Raw genomic sequence first — 15806 nt, 5'->3', positions numbered from 1 at the left:
AGAGTACGCTGCGCGCCGGTCTTGACCCGCTCTCGCCGGATCACGCTGGCCCTCGCCGTGGGCTGCTACGTGCTCGCCCTCGCCCAGCGGCCGGGCGACGTGTACACGGACACGAAGATCGACCTGTACACCGATCCCGGCCGGTTCCTCGGCGAGGTGGCGTCGGCGTGGACGGACGCGATCTCGCTCGGGCACGTGTTCGGCGGCCAGTACGGGGGCTACCTGTTCCCGATGGCGCCGTGGTTCGCGGCGGGCGACGCGCTCGGGGTGCCGACGTGGATCGTGCAGCGGCTGTGGCTCGGCACGATCCTGTTCCTCGCGGCGTGGGGGGTGGTGAAGCTGCTCGACGCGCTGCTCGAGCGCCCGCGGGGCGCGCCGCACGTCGCCGCGGCGGCGCTCTACGTCGTCAACCCGTACGTGACGGTCTACGCGAACCGCGTGACGATCACGCTGCTCGCCTACGTCGCGCTGCCGTGGCTGCTGCTTGCCGTCCACCGCGGCCTGCGCGAGCCGCGCGGCTGGCGCTGGCCGGCGCTGTTCGCCCTCGTCCTGACGTGCACGGGCGGCGGGGTGAACGTCGCGGTGACCGCGTGGGTGCTCGTCGGCCCGCTGCTGTTCCTGCTGTACGAGCGCTTCTACGCGGGCGTGGGGCCGGGTGCGCTGCGGCCCTTCCTCGTGCGGCTCGTGACGGTGACCGCGGTGGCGAACCTCTGGTGGGTCGTCCCGGTCGTGGTGCACGCGGGCTACGGGCTGGACTTCCTGCCGTACACCGAGCAGCCCGGCACGATCTGGCAGACGACGTCGGTCACGGAGTCGCTGCGGCTCGTCGGGTTCTGGACGAGCTACATCGGGTCGTCGTTCGGCGGCGTCGTGCATCCGTACGCGAGCCACGGCGGGCCGCTGCTGTTCTGGTGGCCGGTGTTGGTCGCCTCGTTGCTGGTGCCGGCGCTCGCGCTGGGCGGCTTCGCGTGGACGCGGCGCTGGCGCTACGGGCCGCTGTTCCTGATCCTCGCGCTCGCCGGGCTGCTGATCATGGTCGCCGGGTTCCCCGAGGGAACGCCGCTGCGCCGCGGTCTGACCTTCACCTACAACCACGTCCAGCCGGTCCAGTTCCTGCGCACGACGTACAAGGCGGGGTCGCTGACTGCGCTCGGGATCGCCTGCCTGGGCGGGGCCGCGTTCGGGCTGGCGTGGGATCGCTTCGGCCGGCTCGTCGCCGCGCCGGCGGTCGTCCTCGTCGCGGTCGCGGCGTGGCCGCTGACGACGGGACGCGCGCCGGAGAAGCAGCTCGTCTTCGACGTCCCGTCCTGGTACCAGCGGGCCGCCGATCAGATCGACGCGCTGCCCGCGGGGGAGCGGGCGATGGTCCTCCCGGGAAGGCTCTTCGCCTACTACGACTGGGGCGGCACGATCGACCCGGTGCTGCCCTCGCTGGCGAAGCGGCCCGTCGCCGAGCGGATGATCATCCCGTTCAGCGACCTCCGCGCCGCCGACCTCCAGATCGCCACCGACGCGCTCATCTCGCAGGAGCGCCTCGTCCCCGGCCAGCTCCCGCCGCTCCTCGACCTGCTGGGCGTGGGGCAGGTCCTCACGCTCGCCGACGACGACCGCACGCGCAGCGGCGGCCCCGGCCCCGTCGAGGCCGGAGACGTGCTCGCGAGAGAGCCGGCCCTCGCCAAGACGGAGGGCCTCGGCCCGTCCGAGCGCGAGAGGTCCGCCGGCGGCCGCCTCCGCGCCGCGGAGAGCCTCCCGAGGATCGTCACCCGGAGCGCGGAGACCGGCGGGATGGTCCGGCTCCTCCCGAGAGACGCGGCAGCTTCGGGGTCCGGAGACTCCGGATCTCCGCCCTCACCCGCGGGAAATTCGGGGCCGGACCGCACGACCTCTTCCTCGACCCCACCCGCGAGTTCTTCGGAGACCGTCGTCGACGGCGGCGCCGAGGGGGTCGTGGCGCTTGCGGCGTTCGGGGATCTCGATCCCTCGCGCTCTCTCCGGTACGCGGCCGACGCTTCTCCGGAGGAGATCCGCGGCGCCGACGAGGTGGTCGTCACCGACACGAACCGGCGGCAGGCGTTCGTGTCCGCGCGGCTGAAGGCGAACCGGGGCCAGGTGCTGACGCCGGCGGAGGAGCTCAGCGAGGACGGGGCGATGATGAACCCGTTCGAGTCGGGGGGGCCCGACGCGCAGACGGTGTCGGTCCTCGGCGGCGTCCGCTCGCTCGAGGCGCCCTTCTCGCCGCAGGTCACGCAGTTCCCCGAGCACCGGCCGTTCGCGGCGCTCGACGGCGACACCTCGACCGCGTGGCTCGCCGACCGGGCGCTGTCGCTGGACCGCCACTGGCTCGAGGTCCGGCTGGACGAGCCGCGCGAGCTCGGCGCCATCGACGTGCTGCCGTACTCCGACGACCGCGGCACGGTCACGCACCTGGTCGTCAACGGCCGGACCGTCGAGGTGCACGGCGGCTGGAACCGCATCGCCGTGCCGGGCCGCGTCGACACGGTGCGGATCCAGATCCCCGGCGTGCGCAAGCCGCGCAAGCTCGCCGCCGGATCCGGCGGCATCCGCGAGCTGCGGATCCCCGGCGTCCGCGTCCACGAGTCCCTGCGGCCGCCCGTGGTCGCCGAGCGCGCGATCGGATCGTCGTTCCGCGGCGGCCTGACCTACCTGCTCTCGCGCATGACGATCGACGACGCCTGGCGCGGGCAGGAGCCGCCCGGCCCGTTCCAGCGATTCCAGCTGCGCGACCGCCAGGACCCCGAGCGCGTGCTCGTCCGCCGTATCGCACCGCCCGTCGCCCGCTCCTGGTCGGTCGACGCGTGGACGAGCGTCCCCCGCACGACCGGCGACGACGTGCTCGACCGCCTCGCCGGAACGACCGGCACGGTCCGCGCGACCTCGAGCGGCCGCGCCGAAGGCCTCCCATCCCACCGAGCCTCCCGCGCGTTCGACGGCGACGCGAAGACCGCGTGGCTCGCCCCGTGGCTGCCCACTACAGCGATCGACGGCAGCACCACCGCCCCCTCCGCCGGCCTCACCGTGACCCTCGACCGCCCGGCGACGGTGAAGACGCTCCAGCTTGTCCCGCCCGCGGAGACCGTCCGGAGGCCGACGCGTGTGAGGGTGCAGATCGGCGGCGGAGCCAACGCGCTCGGCGGCGAGCACGCGGGCGCGGCGAACGAGATCTTCGATGTGGACGTCGGCGCAGAGGGGACGGTCACGCTGCCGCGGGCGGTCCGGGCGCGGCGGGTCACGCTACGGATCCTCGAGGCGCGCTTCCCGGACCGGACGGGCGGCTACCAGCGGCTTCGCCGGGCGGTCGGGATCGCGGAGCTCGAGGGGCTCGGCGATGCGCGGGTCACCGATCGCGCCGGCCGGTTGAACGGGCGCTGCGGGGACGCGGCGATCCGGACCGCGAAGGGCGTCATCGCCCTGCGTCCGGCCGGCACCACGAAGGACCTCGACGCCGGCGTCCCGCTGCGCGCCACCGGCTGCGGCCCGATCGACCTCGCGGCGGGCGCGCAGGAGATCAGCGGCGAGGACGGGCCGCTCTCCGTCGACCAGCTCCGCCTGCGATCCGGATCCCCCCGCACGGCGCCCGAGCCCGCCGGCCGCGTGCTCGACCCCGGCGATGAGCGCCACGGCGGCCGCGACGACGTCCGCGTCGACGTCAACCGGCCCGCGTGGCTCGTCCTCGGCGAGGGCTACAACCGCGGCTGGCGCGCGCAGTGCGACGGCAAGGACCTCGGCGAGCCCACGCCGCTCCAGGGCTTCGCGAACGGCTGGCCCGTCGAGCCGGGCTGCACGGACGTCACCTTCGCCTGGGCGCCGAACAAGCTCCTGCTGCCGGGCTACCTCATCAGCCTGATCGCCTGCCTGGCGCTGATCGCCGTGCTCGTGACGACGAGGGGAAGGGCGGCGCCGCCGCCCTCGCGCGAAGAGGAGACGGCGGTAGCTCGCTTCGCGGCGGCCGGAGAAGACGGCGGGAGGGGCGACGAAGACGTCACGAGGGGCGGCGGAGACGTCGCGGGGGGCGACGACGACGTCGACCGCGCGTGGCCTCTTCGCCGGGCTCTCGCCGCCGGGGTCGCGGCGGCGGTCGTCGTCGGGTTCGTCTTCGCGCTCCGTGCCGGGGTCGTCGCGGGGCCGGCGGTGGCGCTGGTGCTGTGGCGGGGGATCGGCGCGAAGCGGTTGACGCTCGCGGCGGCGGCGCTGCTGGGGATCGTCGTGCCGATCCTCTACGTGGCCGTTCCGGTCAAGAACCGCGGCGGCTTCAACACGAACCTCGCGGTCGAGCGGATCGCCGCGCACTGGGTCGGGGTCGCCGCGGTCGTGCTGCTCATCCTCGCGCTGTGGCGGACGCTCGCACGTGCGAGGCTGCGCGCGTGATCGTCCGGGTCGTCCTCGTCGTCGCGTGCCTCGCCGGCGCCGCCATCGCGATCTCCGAGCGGCGCGACCTGAGCCGCTGCGACGACGCCCGCGCCGCCGTCTTCCGCGCCGCCGCCGGCGGCGACCGCACGACCGAAGCCCAGGAGATCGCCACGATCCGCGACACCTGCCGCGGCACCGGCGCCCTGCTCAACGTCGCCGGCGCCCTGCGCTCGCAGGGCGAGACGCGTCAGGCCCTGGTGCTCGCTCGCGAGGCCGTCGACGACGAGCCCGACAACGCGGCGGGCTGGCGCGCGGTGCTCGCGCTGTCCTCGGGCGACGAGGCAGCCGAGGCCGAGTCGCGCCTGCGCGAGCTCGACCCGCGGTCCTTGAAGCGCAACACCGGCCGCTCGACGAGGTAGTAGCTCACCGCGGCGCAGGCGACGCTCATCGCCACCGCGGCGAGCGTCAGCGACAGGTACCCGGACCCCGGCAGCCAGTCGTCCGCGCGCCACCGGCCCAGCTGCAGGACGAGCGGCCCGTGGTAGAGGAAGATCCCGTACGACACGAGCCCGAGCCACGCCAGCACGGGCCACGCCAGCAGCCGCCGCGGCCAGCCGCCGTTCCAGTCGCCGAACACGGCGGGCAGCAGCAGCAGCGCCGCGGTGATCGCGTAGAGCAGGTGCTCGCCGAGGAAGTTCGCCTGCGTGTAGGCGAGGAAGAACGTGCGCGGCAGCCCGAGCTGCGTCGAGACCACCCAGAAGCTCACCGCCGCCAGCGCCCACGGCACCCACGGCCGGTCGACGACCACGCGCAGCAGCCGCGACTCGCGCTCGCGGCCGTGGAACACGACGCTCAGCACCGCGAACGCCATGCCCCAGCAGAACCAGTCGAGGTAGCAGGCGATCGTGTTCTGCGCCACGTAGCCGCCGCCGGCCGCCTCGAGCGAGCTGCGCAGGACCACTGACGCCAGGCCGAGCACGAACAGCACGCCGAGCTCGCGCTTCCACCGCTGCCCGGCGAACCGCGCGATCCCGGCCGCGATGAACGGCAGCGCGAGGTAGAACGAGATCTCGATGCAGAGCGTCCACGCCGGGAAGATGCCCTGCGCGATGAGCCCGTCCTTGTAGTAGATCTGCGTGAAGAGGTACGAGCGCCACCACGGCCCGTCCCAGAACGCGACCAGCCCCGGCCACAGCGCCAGCAGCGTCAGCGCCACCCAGTACGCGGGCACGATCCGCAGCACGCGGCGGCGCGTGTAGTCGCGGATCCGCACCGGCGGTCGCCCCTCCAGCCGCGCGGCCACGAACGGCCGGTAGAGCAGGAACCCCGACAGCAGGAAGAACAGCGCGACACCCATGTTCAGCCGCGCCGTGAACGCCCCCAGCGCGTTGTCCGAGTTGAAGTTCGTGACGCTCGCGGTGTGCGTCAGGACGATGGCCAGCGCGGCCAGCGCGCGCATGGAGTCGAGCAGCGGGAACCGCGGGTTGCCCGGCGGCGGGGCGAGCGCGGGGGAATGGGCGGCCATCGGGCGCGCAGCATACGCTGGGCTCCGTGCGGTCCTTCGAGCGTCGCGTCGCCGTCGTCGCAGCCGGCGCGCTCGCCCTGCGCGCCGGTGCTGCCGTGGCCGTCAACGACCATCCCGTCCAGGGCGACGCGATGGTCTTCCACCAGGTCGCCCAGCACCTCGCCGACGGCCAGGGCTTCATGCAGGCGTTCCGCGCCGCGCCGACCGCGGAGCATCCGCCCGCGTGGGAGGTCGTGCTCGCCGCCGCGGACCTCGTCGGCGGCAACGGCTACCTGAGCCACCGCATGGTCGGCGCGCTCATCGGCACCGTCACGGTGGTGCTCATCGCGCTGCTCGGCCGCCGTCTCGCGGGCCCGGCCGTCGGCCTGACCGCGGCCGTCCTCGCCGCGATCTACCCGATGCTCTGGGCCGCCGACGTGTCGCTGATGAGCGAGACGCTCTACGGCGCGTTCCTCGTCGGCGCGCTGCTCGCCGCCACCTACAAGCGGCCGGTCGTCATCGGGGTGCTGCTCGCGCTCGCCGCGCTCACGAGGGGTGAGGCGCTCGCGCTGCTCGTCCTGCTCGTCGTCCCGCTCTTCTGGCGCCAGTGGAGACCGATGCTCGCCTGCTTCGCCGCGTTCGCGGTCGTGCTCGCCCCGTGGACGATCCGCAACCTCGCCACGTTCGAGGAGCCGGTGCTCATCTCCACGAACTCGAACGGCATCTGGATCGGGTCGAACTGCCCGGAGGTCTACAGCGGGCCGCTCATCGGCTCGTGGCGCTTCCAGTGCTACACGGACGAGCGGCCCGGCGAGGACGAGTCCGAGTACTTCGCCCGCCAGCGCCACGAGGGCATCACCTACATGACCGACCACCTCGATCGCTTGCCCGCGGTGATGGGCGCCCGGTTCCTGAGGCTCGTCGACGTGTGGAACGTCGGCCAGTCGCTCTACCTGAACGCCGCCGAGGGCCGGACGGTCCGGCCGATGAAGGTCGGCATCCGCATGGCGTGGGTCGTGATGCTGCTCGCGATCGCCGGAGCGGTCCTGCTGCGGCGCGACCGCCGCGCGCTGCTGATCCTGCTCGCGCCCGTCGCGATGACGGTGCTGGTCGCGGTGGCGACCTACGGCTCGACGCGGTTCCGCTTCGGCGCGGAGCCGTCGTTCTGCGTGCTCGCCGCGGTCGCGCTCGTCGCCGCCTTCCGCACCCTGATGACGCAGTTCCAGGTCAGGAGCTCGCGGAGTATGGGCAGCCGCGTGACGTTGACGCGCGGCCAGTAGCGCGGCTCGGTCCGCTCGATCTCCAGTCCCGGCCGCGAGCGCACGAAGCGGATCGTCGGCCCGACGTGGACGGGGAAGAGCGCCTCGCCGTACCGGTTCTTGCGCGGCGGCCCGTGGCGCTTCTCGTACAGCCGCGGCCCGCGCTCGGGGCCGAGGAAGTGGTACGGCGTCATGTCGTGCCCGCCCCACGGCGAGTACCAGTTCGTCCACGACAGGTAGCCCCAGCCGCCCGGCTTGAGGACGCGCTCGATCTCGCGGATCACGTCCTCGGTGTCGGGCGTGTGCTCGAAGAGGTTCGAGCAGAAGACGCCGTCGATGCTGCCCTCCTCGAACGGCAGGTCGGCCGCGCTCGCCAGCACGTAGCCCTCGGGCGGATCGCCGGCCAGCCGCAGCTCCTCCTCCGACGCGTCGACCGGGATGCACTCGGCGCCGAACGCGCGGAACGCCGCGGAGTAGAAGCCCGGCCCGCAGCCGAGGTCGGCGACGACCTGGCCGCGCAGGGGGCCGTAGCGGCGGTCGAGGTCGGCGACGGTGTCCTTCGCGAGCTCCGTGTAGAACGGCGCGGGGTTGGTCTTCTCCTCCTGCCACAGCCGGAAGAGCTCGCGCATGCGAGCCGGCTTCATGCGGTGGCGACCGTCTCGCGGGCGCGCAGCGCCATACCGAGCGCGCCCGCCGCCGCGACGCACTGCAGCCCGAGCACGACGGCGGCGAAGCTGACGAGGCCGAGGTCGCCCGCGGTGAGCAGGAACGGCTCGGCGAGCGCGACGACCCCGAGCACCCACAGGAACGCCGTGCGCCGCAACGCGAGCATGTACTGGACCGCGAGGTACGCCACCGCCAGCAGCGACATCGCGGCGCCGAGCACCACCAGCGCGTCGGCCGCCGGCGTGTAGTCCTCGCCGAACGCCACGCGCAGCAGCAGCGACGGGACGGCGAGGAACACGAGCAGAGCGGGCAGCGCGACGGCCGCCAGCAGCCCGAGCGTGCGCAGGAAGATCGGCCGCGGATCCAGGCCGGCGGCGGCGCGCCGCGTCGCCTCGGGCAGCAGGTACAGGCCGACGCCGATCGCGACCCAGACGACGAGCTTCGCCGCGACGACGGCGGCGGCGTACGCGCCCGCGGCGTCCTCGGTCATCTCGCGCTTGGCGACGATCACGTCGACGTTCTGCAACGCCGCGAGGAACACGAGCCCGAGGATCGGCGCCCAGCCGCCCTGGACGAGCGACCGCAGCGTCCGGTGCTGGTCGCGGGACGGGACGGGCTCGTGCGCGACGCGCCCGCGCAGGAGCCAGGCGAGCACCCCGGCGGCGAGCACCATCGACAGCGGCGTGCCGAGGTACGCGCCCGTCACGCCCGCTCCGGCGAGGACGAGCACTAGCCCGAGCACCAGCCGGCCGAACGCCTCGAGCACGATGCTCATGCCGACGGGGGCGAGCGAGTGCAGGCCCTGCAGCGCGCCGCGCAGCACGCCGAGCGCCATCCACAGGACGCCGGTCGTGAGGATCGCCGCGGCCGCCCACGGATGCTCCGGCACGGCCATCAAGGAGGCGAGCTCCTCGCGGAAGATGATCGAGACGGCGGAGATGGCGACCCCCGCGACGGCGAGCCGGCCGAGCCAGCGCCGCACCGTCGCGCCGACCGCGCCCGGCGGCCCGAGCCGCCCCAGCGCCGCCTCGCGCGCGACCGCGACCTGCAGCGCCGAGCCGGCGACCGCGAGGATCGTGAAGGTCGAGAGCAGCGAACCAAGCGCGCCGTAGTCGCCGACGCCGAGCAGGCGCGTGAAGAGGACGGTGAAGACGATCGCCAGCGCGTTGGCGGCGAGCGTCGCGAACGCCATGCCTGCCGCCTTGGCGGTCTCCGAGCGCTTGAGGCCCGCCCGCACCGACGGCCGACCGTCCTCCGCGGCGCGCTCGAGGTGGGCGAGGTTCTGCTCCGCCGTGTGGTCCCAGGTGAACCCGCGGGCGCGTGCGCGTGCGGCCTCGCCGAGCTCCTCGAGCCGCTGCGGGTCCGCGACGAGCGCCTTCACGCGCGCCGCGAGCTCCTCGGGCGTCTCGGCCAGCAGGCCGGTCTGCTCGTCGACGATCGACTCCGCCAGGCCGCCGACGCGCAGCGCGGCGCTCGGGGTGCCGACGGTCGCCGCCTCGATGACGGTCAGGCACCAGCCCTCGGCCGAGCTGGCGGTCAGGTTGACCCACGCCTTGCCGTACAGCTCGGCCTTCTGCGCCTCGGTGACGTGGCCGTGCAGCGTCACGCGGTCGTGCAGGCCGCGCTCGTCGATCTCCTGCTCGAGCACGGGGCGGTGATCGCCCTCGCCCGCGATGTCGAGGTGGGCGCCGGGGATCGCCTCCAGCACGTCGAGCACGACCTCGATGCGCTTGTACTGCTTGAGCCGGCCGAGGTAGAGCAGCCGCGGCTGGGCGCTCTTCTCGCCGGGTGGATGCTGAAGTGGATCCGTTCCCATGTAGACGACGTGGATGTGCTCGGCCGGGAGGCCGAGGGCGACGAGGTCCTCGCGGGCGGCGTGGGAGATCGTGAGGATCGGCAACCGGGTGTAGAGCGCCTTGAGCGGGGCACGCTCGGCGATGAACGCGGCGATCCGGCCCTTCGGGCCCATCTCGGCGACGTAGTGGTCCTGGTGGACGTGGTGGATGAGCGCGACGGTCGGCGCCTTGAGCCACCACCACGCCGGCGTGCAGAACGCGATCCCGTTGATGACCTCGACGACCACGTCGGCGTCGCGGCCGGCGCCGCGCAGCGTCGCGAGCGCCGCGCGCGGGAAGAGCGTCATCCGCCCGCCCATGCGATGGATCGTCAGGCCGGGCGCCGGGTGCTCGACCTTCGCGGCGCCCGGGTACGAGCCGGCGACGACGGTCACCTCGTGGCCCCAGGCCAGCCAGCGGGCAACCTGGCCGTAGAGGTTCGTGCCGGTGCCGCCGCCCTGCGGGTGCGTCCAGTCGCGGTCGGTGAGGAGGAGGATGTGGAGACCCACTGCGGGCGGGAACGGTACCGCCGGCCGGAAGTACCGCCGCAGCGACGACTAGTCTCTGGCGCCGTGACGCGCTCGCGCCTCATCGCCTGCCTGCTCGCCTGCGCCCTGGCCGTGCCCTCGGCCGCGTTCGCGCAGGGCGCCGGCGACGACCAGTACCAGGACCCGTTCGGCGACCAGTCGGCGCAGTCCGGGGGGTCGAACGGCTCGTCCGACGAGGGCGGGCTCAGCAACACGCCGCCGGGCGGCGGCTCGTCGGGGTCGGGCTCCTCGAACTCGGGCGGCGGCGGCTCGTCGAACTCGGGCTCGTCCGGCTCCTCAGGCAACGCCGGGACGGCGACCACCACGACGCCCTCGGCGGCCGCGACGAACACCGAGTCGCTGCCCAACACGGGCTCCGACCCGCGCGAGCTCGCGCTCGTCGGCCTTGTGCTGGTGCTGCTCGGCGTCGGGCTGCGCCTGCGAACGATCGATCCCGACCTCTTCTGAGGTGACGGCCCGGTGGAGGGTCGCTCCGAGGTGCACGAGACCGCGTCGGCCGGCGAGACCGAGGCGCTTGGCGCGCGCATCGTCGCGGCGCTGCGGCCCGGCGACGTCGCCGTCCTGAGCGGCGAGGTGGGCGCGGGCAAGACGACGCTCGTGCGCGGGGCCGCGCGCGCGCTCGGGGTGACCCGCCCGGTCACGAGCCCGACCTTCACGCTCGGCCGCCGCTACGAGGACGCGCGGATCCCGCTCGCCCACCTCGACCTCCACCGCCTGTCGACGCTCGACGACGAGGAGCCCGAGCTGCTCGCCGACTACCTCAACGCCGACCACATCGCCTTCGTCGAATGGCCCGACGCCGCGGAGGGTGAGCTCGTCCCGAAGGTCCGCGTCCGCCTCGAGCACGCCGGCGGAGACACCCGCCGGATCACCGTGGAGTGGCCCCCGTGAAGATCCTCGCGTTCGACACGGCCACGCCCGCGACCGCGGTCGCGCTGTGGGTCGGCGGCGAAGACGCCGGGGAGGGGGCCGCGGGCGGGGGAGAGGCCGTGGCGGCGGAGCGCGCCCATCTTCCCAGTCCCGGGGAGCGGCCGGGGCACGCGACGCAGCTTCTCCCGCTCGCGAACGCTCTGCTCGATGAGGCGGGGCTCTTCTTCGCCGACCTCGACCGGATCGCCGTCGGCGTGGGGCCGGGCACGTTCACCGGGCTGCGGATCGGGGTGTCGACGGCGCGGGCGCTGGCGCAAGGGGCCGGCGCGGACCTCGTCGGGATCTCGACGCTTCGCGCACTCGCCGTCGCGGCCGGTCACGACGGTCCGGTCCTCGCGGTCCTCGACGCGCGCCGCGGCGAGGCGTTCGCGGCGCTCTACGAGGGCGGCGAGGAGCGCGCGGCGCCCGCGGCGATGCGGCCGGAGGACCTGGCGCAGCTCGTGCGCCCGGGCGTCATGGCGGTCGGGGATGGCGCTGTACGCTTCCGGGCTGTGCTCGAACCCGCCGGAGCGGCGGTCCCCGACGACGGGTCGCCGCAGCACACGGTCAGCGCGCTCACCGTTGCGCGGCTGGCAGAACGGGCCGAGGCGCCGGCGGACGGCGACGTGGTCCCCGAGTACCTGCGGCTCCCCGACGCGGAGATCGCGCTCCGGGCGAGGCAGCGGCCGTGACGACCGAGATCAGACGCCTCACCTACGCCGACCTCCCGCAGGTCATCGCCATCGAGCGTCGCGCGTTCCCCGCGCCGTGGTCGCTGGCGATGTTCGTTCTCGAGCTGTCGAAGCCGTCGGGCGTCTGCCTCGCCGCGCTGCGCGGCGACCACGTCGTCGGCTACCTGATCTGCAGCCGCTACGACACGGTCTGGCACATCATGAACGTGGCGGTCGACCCGACCCTGCAGAGCAGCGGGATCGGCACGGCGCTGCTCGAGCGGCTGCTCGACGAGGTGGGCTCGGACCCGGGCCAGCCGGCGCGGTACACGCTCGAGGTCCGGCGCTCGAACGCCGGCGCGATCCGGCTCTACGAGCGCTTCGGCTTCCGCGCCGCGGGCCTGCGGCGGCGCTACTACCACGACAACGGCGAGGACGCGCTCATCATGTGGCGCACGCCCGCGACGCTCGAGGGCCGCCTGGACGACGTGCCCGCCGCCGAGGGCGGGCGGGGTCCGATCCTGCGGTGATCCTCGCGATCGAGACCAGCTGCGACGACACGTGCGCGGCGGTCGTCACCCACGACGGCGAGATCCGCGCCAACGTGATCTCCAGCCAGGGGATCCACGACCGCTACGGCGGGGTCGTCCCCGAGGTCGCCAGCCGCCACCACCTCGAGTTCGCGAACGTCGCCGTCGACGACGCGCTGCGCACTGCGGAGGCGGCGCTCGACGACATCGACCTCGTCGCGGTCACGCAGGGCCCCGGCCTCGTCGGCGCGCTGCTCGTCGGCGTCCACACCGCGAAGGGCATCGCCGCCGCCCGCGGCCTGCCGCTCGCCCCGGTCGACCACCTCCAGGGCCACGTCGCGGCGAACTTCCTGAGGGTGGGCCAGCCGGGCGAAGGGGCTCCGGCCGAGCCCTTCGAGCCGCCGTTCCTGTGCCTCATCGCCAGCGGCGGCCACACGTTCCTCGCCCGCGTCACGCAGCGCGCCGGCTTCGAGGTCCTCGGCCAGACGCTCGACGACGCCGCGGGGGAGTGCTTCGACAAGGGCGCCCGGATGCTCGGCCTGCCGTTCCCCGGCGGGCCGGCGCTGCAGAAGCTCGCCGAGGACGGCGACCCGCGCGCGTTCGACTTCCCGACCGGACGAGGCGTGGCCGGCCTCGACTTCTCGTTCGCGGGCCTCAAGACGGCGCTCCTCTATCGGCTCCGCGAGCTGGCCGGAGAGGGCCCCGGCGGCGCCGCGCCGCAGGACCTCTCGGGCCTCCCGCTGGCCCACCTCGCCGCCTCCTACCAGCGGGCCATCGTCGAATCGCTGGCGCGCCGGTGCGAGGAGGCGCTGCGCGAGACCGGGATGGACCGGCTGGCGATCGGCGGCGGGGTCGCGGCGAACGGGCCGCTCCGCGAGCGGCTGAAGCAGCTCGACGTCGAGCTGAAGGTCCCGCCGATCGAGCTCTGCACCGACAACGCGGCGATGATCGCGGCGGCGGCGCTCGACGCCCCGGCCCTGCGCTTCCCCGACTACCTGGGGCTCGACGCCTACGCCACGGGCGAGCACGCGCTGTGACCCGGGTCGTCCTCTACGGCCGGCCCGGATGCCATCTGTGCGACGACGCGCGCAGCGTGCTCGAGCGGGTGGGGGAGCCCTTCGAGGAGGTCGACATCGAGCGCGACGACGAGCTCTTCAAGCGGTACCTCGAACGCATCCCGGTGGTCACGATCGATGGCGCCGAGGCGTTCGAGCTCTTCGTTGCGGAGGAAGCGCTCCGGTCACAGCTACAGTGAATCGGAGTGACCAGTCTCGGTTCTCCTCTTGAGCAGATGAACGGTGAGGTGGCGTCCGGCGAACGGCTCTCGCTCGGCGTCGCGGCGCGGCTCTCGCGCTACCTGCAGGTGCTGACCCAGGCGAAGAAGATGGGCAAGGACACCATCTCCTCGCAGGAGCTCTCCGACTACACCCACGTCAACTCGACGCAGATCCGCCGCGACCTCTCCGGGTTCGGCAAGTTCGGCAAGCGAGGCGTCGGCTACAACGTCGATTCGCTCGTCTCGCAGATCCGCAAGATCCTGCGCACGGCGGGCCAGCACAACATCGCGCTGTTCGGCGCCGGCAACCTCGGCCGCGCCATCGCGTCCAGCGACATCTTCGCCGACCACGGCTTCCAGATGGTCGCGATCTTCGACGCCGACCCGTCGAAGATCGGCACCGACGTCGGCGGCCAGAAGGTCCGCCCGATCGAGAACCTGGACCAGATCGTCCGCGACGAGGACATCGTCGTCGGCGTCCTCGCCGTCCCCGGACGGGCCGCCCAGGACATCGCCGATCAGCTGGTCGCCGCAGGGGTGAAGATCATCTTCAACTACTCCGAGGCCCTCCTGCAGGTGCCGCCGGACGTCACGGTCCACACCTCGAGCCCTGCGGTGGACCTGCTGTATGCGCTGTACTTCTACCTGACGTGAAGATCGACCTCGAGGCGGCCAAGGAGGCGTTCGAGGCCTCCGTGGACGGCACGGTCGGCCTCGAGGAGGAGTTCGCGGTCTGCGATCCGGACTCGCTCGAGCTCGTGCCCCGCTTCGAGGAGCTGGCGGAGACGGCCACGTCGCCGCTCGCCGAGTCGATCTCCGGCGAGCTGATCCGGTCGGAGATCGAGATCCGCTCCGGGCGCGGGGAGACGTTCGCCGACGCGGTCGGCCACCAGCGCGACGCGCGCCGCCGTCTCTTCGCGCACGCCGCCGAGAACGGCGTCGCCCTCGGCGCCACGGGGACCCACGCGTTCAGCGACTACCGCGACCAGCACTTCATCCAGACCGAGCACTACCGCCGCGTCGCCGACGGGCTGCAGTGGGTCGCCAAGCGCAACAACACGTTCTCGCTGCACGTCCACGTCGGCGTCCGGGGAGCCGAGCGGGCGGTCGCCGCCTGCGATCGCCTGCGCGGGCACCTGCCGACGCTGCTGGCGCTGTCCGCCTCGTCGCCGTTCTACGACGGCATGGACAGCGGCCTGCACTCAGCGCGCACGCAGATGTTCACGAAGTCGTTCCCGCGCTGCGGGGTGCCGGACCACTACGGCAGCTGGGACGAGTACGCGCGGTACATCGAGCTGCTGATCCGCACCCGCTCGATCGTCGAGTACACGCAGGTCTGGTGGTCGATCCGGCCGCACTTCTCGTTCGGGACGGTCGAGGTGCGCATCTGCGACGCCCAGCCGTCGGCCGACGAGAGCGAGGCGCTGGCCGGCCTGGCCGTCGCGTGCGTGCTGCAGGCCGCGCGCGACCACGCCGAGGGCGTCCCGTACGAGCCGCCCGCGCGGCGCCTGGTCGAGGAGAACATGTGGCGGGCGATCCGCACCGGGATGGACGGCCGCCTCATCGACCTCGAGACGCTCGAGGAGACGGACGCGCGCGACGCCGTCGACCGGCTGCTGGCCTGGACGGAGCCCGCCCGCGCCGAGCACGGCCTGCCCGACCCCGCGTTCCCCGATCGCAACAGCGCCCAGCGGCAGCGCGCGCTGCTCGCCGAGGGGCTCTCCTCGCGCGAGGTCTACGCTGCCACCGTTCGCGAGACACGGGCGACGTACGCCCGGGAGGTCCCTGCATGAGCCACCAGCCGCACCAGCCCACCGAGGAGGAGCTGCGGGCCGCCTACGAGGCGGAGATCAAGAAGCTGCGCGTGGACGACGTCCTCGTGCAGACCGTCGTGTCGCTCATCAACCTGGCGGGCCGCAAGGCCGGCCTCGCGCCGGGCACCGAGGACGAGCGCGACATGGACCAGCTGCGCAAGGCGATCGACGGGTCGCGGGCGCTTCTGCCGCTCATCGAGGGCGAGCTCGGCCCGGAGGACGCCAACCAGATCCGCGGCGCGCTGAGCCAGCTCCAGATGGCCTACGCGCAGGGCTCCGGCCAGCCCGCCGGCCAGCAGCAGGCGGCGCCGGAGCAGCCCTCCGAGCAGCCCGCGTCCGAGGGCCCCGGCCCCGCGCAGTCCAGCGGGCGCCTCTGGGTGCCGGGTCAGTAGACGACGTTCCTCCAAGCGCAGCGCGGCTTCCCGC

At 73.7% G+C, this 15806-nt stretch carries 13 protein-coding genes; 10 read left to right on the top strand and 3 right to left on the bottom strand.

The features are described 5' to 3' along the window. Window positions 1-21 precede the first annotated feature (21 nt). Window positions 22-4386, top strand: coding sequence for an alpha-(1->3)-arabinofuranosyltransferase domain-containing protein (locus AC1UE4_RS08020; RefSeq protein WP_482916697.1), 4365 nt, complete (start codon window positions 22-24; stop codon window positions 4384-4386). A gap of 229 nt (window positions 4387-4615) precedes the next feature. Here AC1UE4_RS08020 and AC1UE4_RS08015 read toward each other — a convergent pair whose 3' ends face one another. From AC1UE4_RS08015 to AC1UE4_RS08005, 3 genes are all read right to left on the bottom strand, one after another. Further along, window positions 4616-5893, bottom strand: coding sequence for an acyltransferase family protein (locus AC1UE4_RS08015; protein WP_482916696.1), 1278 nt, complete (start codon window positions 5891-5893; stop codon window positions 4616-4618). 1102 nt (window positions 5894-6995) lie between these two features. Beyond that, the gene (locus tag AC1UE4_RS08010) at window positions 6996-7775 is read right to left on the bottom strand and encodes a class I SAM-dependent methyltransferase (protein ID WP_482916695.1); all 780 of its coding nucleotides are present in this window, start codon (window positions 7773-7775) and stop codon (window positions 6996-6998) included. After that, on the bottom strand, window positions 7772-10141 hold the full coding sequence (locus tag AC1UE4_RS08005) for a glycosyltransferase (protein ID WP_482916694.1): 2370 nt from the start codon (window positions 10139-10141) through the stop codon (window positions 7772-7774). The genes AC1UE4_RS08010 and AC1UE4_RS08005 overlap by 4 nt, the downstream gene beginning before the upstream one ends. Window positions 10142-10204: 63 nt before the next feature. On the opposite strand from AC1UE4_RS08005, the gene AC1UE4_RS08000 reads away from it, so the two are divergent. The 9 genes from AC1UE4_RS08000 to AC1UE4_RS07960 are packed head-to-tail and all read left to right on the top strand — an operon-like array spanning window position 10205 to window position 15772. Beyond that, window positions 10205-10627 carry an LPXTG cell wall anchor domain-containing protein gene (locus tag AC1UE4_RS08000; RefSeq protein ID WP_482916693.1) on the top strand — a complete coding sequence of 141 codons (423 nt, stop codon included), beginning with the start codon at window positions 10205-10207 and terminating at the stop codon, window positions 10625-10627. Window positions 10628-10639: 12 nt separating this feature from the next. Next, window positions 10640-11071 carry a tRNA (adenosine(37)-N6)-threonylcarbamoyltransferase complex ATPase subunit type 1 TsaE gene (gene tsaE, locus AC1UE4_RS07995; protein WP_482916692.1) on the top strand — a complete coding sequence of 144 codons (432 nt, stop codon included), beginning with the start codon at window positions 10640-10642 and terminating at the stop codon, window positions 11069-11071. Next, complete coding sequence (gene tsaB, locus AC1UE4_RS07990) at window positions 11068-11781, top strand: tRNA (adenosine(37)-N6)-threonylcarbamoyltransferase complex dimerization subunit type 1 TsaB (protein ID WP_482916691.1); 714 nt, start codon at window positions 11068-11070, stop codon at window positions 11779-11781. The genes tsaE and tsaB overlap by 4 nt, the downstream gene beginning before the upstream one ends. Continuing rightward, window positions 11778-12290, top strand: coding sequence for a ribosomal protein S18-alanine N-acetyltransferase (gene rimI, locus AC1UE4_RS07985; RefSeq protein WP_482916690.1), 513 nt, complete (start codon window positions 11778-11780; stop codon window positions 12288-12290). Before tsaB ends, rimI begins: the two co-directional genes overlap by 4 nt. After that, window positions 12287-13327, top strand: coding sequence for a tRNA (adenosine(37)-N6)-threonylcarbamoyltransferase complex transferase subunit TsaD (gene tsaD / locus AC1UE4_RS07980; RefSeq protein ID WP_482916689.1), 1041 nt, complete (start codon window positions 12287-12289; stop codon window positions 13325-13327). Before rimI ends, tsaD begins: the two co-directional genes overlap by 4 nt. Continuing rightward, window positions 13324-13545, top strand: coding sequence for a glutaredoxin family protein (locus tag AC1UE4_RS07975; RefSeq protein WP_482916688.1), 222 nt, complete (start codon window positions 13324-13326; stop codon window positions 13543-13545). Before tsaD ends, AC1UE4_RS07975 begins: the two co-directional genes overlap by 4 nt. Window positions 13546-13581: 36 nt before the next feature. Beyond that, window positions 13582-14220 carry a redox-sensing transcriptional repressor Rex gene (locus tag AC1UE4_RS07970; protein ID WP_482916687.1) on the top strand — a complete coding sequence of 213 codons (639 nt, stop codon included), beginning with the start codon at window positions 13582-13584 and terminating at the stop codon, window positions 14218-14220. Next, complete coding sequence (locus AC1UE4_RS07965; RefSeq protein WP_482916686.1) at window positions 14217-15359, top strand: carboxylate-amine ligase; 1143 nt, start codon at window positions 14217-14219, stop codon at window positions 15357-15359. The genes AC1UE4_RS07970 and AC1UE4_RS07965 overlap by 4 nt, the downstream gene beginning before the upstream one ends. Beyond that, window positions 15356-15772 carry a hypothetical protein gene (locus AC1UE4_RS07960; RefSeq protein WP_482916685.1) on the top strand — a complete coding sequence of 139 codons (417 nt, stop codon included), beginning with the start codon at window positions 15356-15358 and terminating at the stop codon, window positions 15770-15772. The genes AC1UE4_RS07965 and AC1UE4_RS07960 overlap by 4 nt, the downstream gene beginning before the upstream one ends. Window positions 15773-15806 lie beyond the last annotated feature (34 nt).

Source organism: Parviterribacter kavangonensis, assembly GCF_056863335.1.
Note: the sequence above shows the minus strand (reverse complement) of the source record. Positions and strands in the feature narration are given on the sequence as shown.

Excerpts from the sequence above, each read along its gene's own strand:
- AC1UE4_RS08010 (WP_482916695.1), bottom strand. The coding sequence starts at position 7,775 with ATGAAGCCGGCTCGCATGCGCGAGCTCTTCCGGCTGTGGCAGGAGGAG.
- AC1UE4_RS07970 (WP_482916687.1), top strand. The coding sequence starts at position 13,582 with ATGAACGGTGAGGTGGCGTCCGGCGAACGGCTCTCGCTCGGCGTCGCG.
- AC1UE4_RS08015 (WP_482916696.1), bottom strand. The coding sequence starts at position 5,893 with ATGGCCGCCCATTCCCCCGCGCTCGCCCCGCCGCCGGGCAACCCGCGG.
- AC1UE4_RS07960 (WP_482916685.1), top strand. The coding sequence starts at position 15,356 with ATGAGCCACCAGCCGCACCAGCCCACCGAGGAGGAGCTGCGGGCCGCC.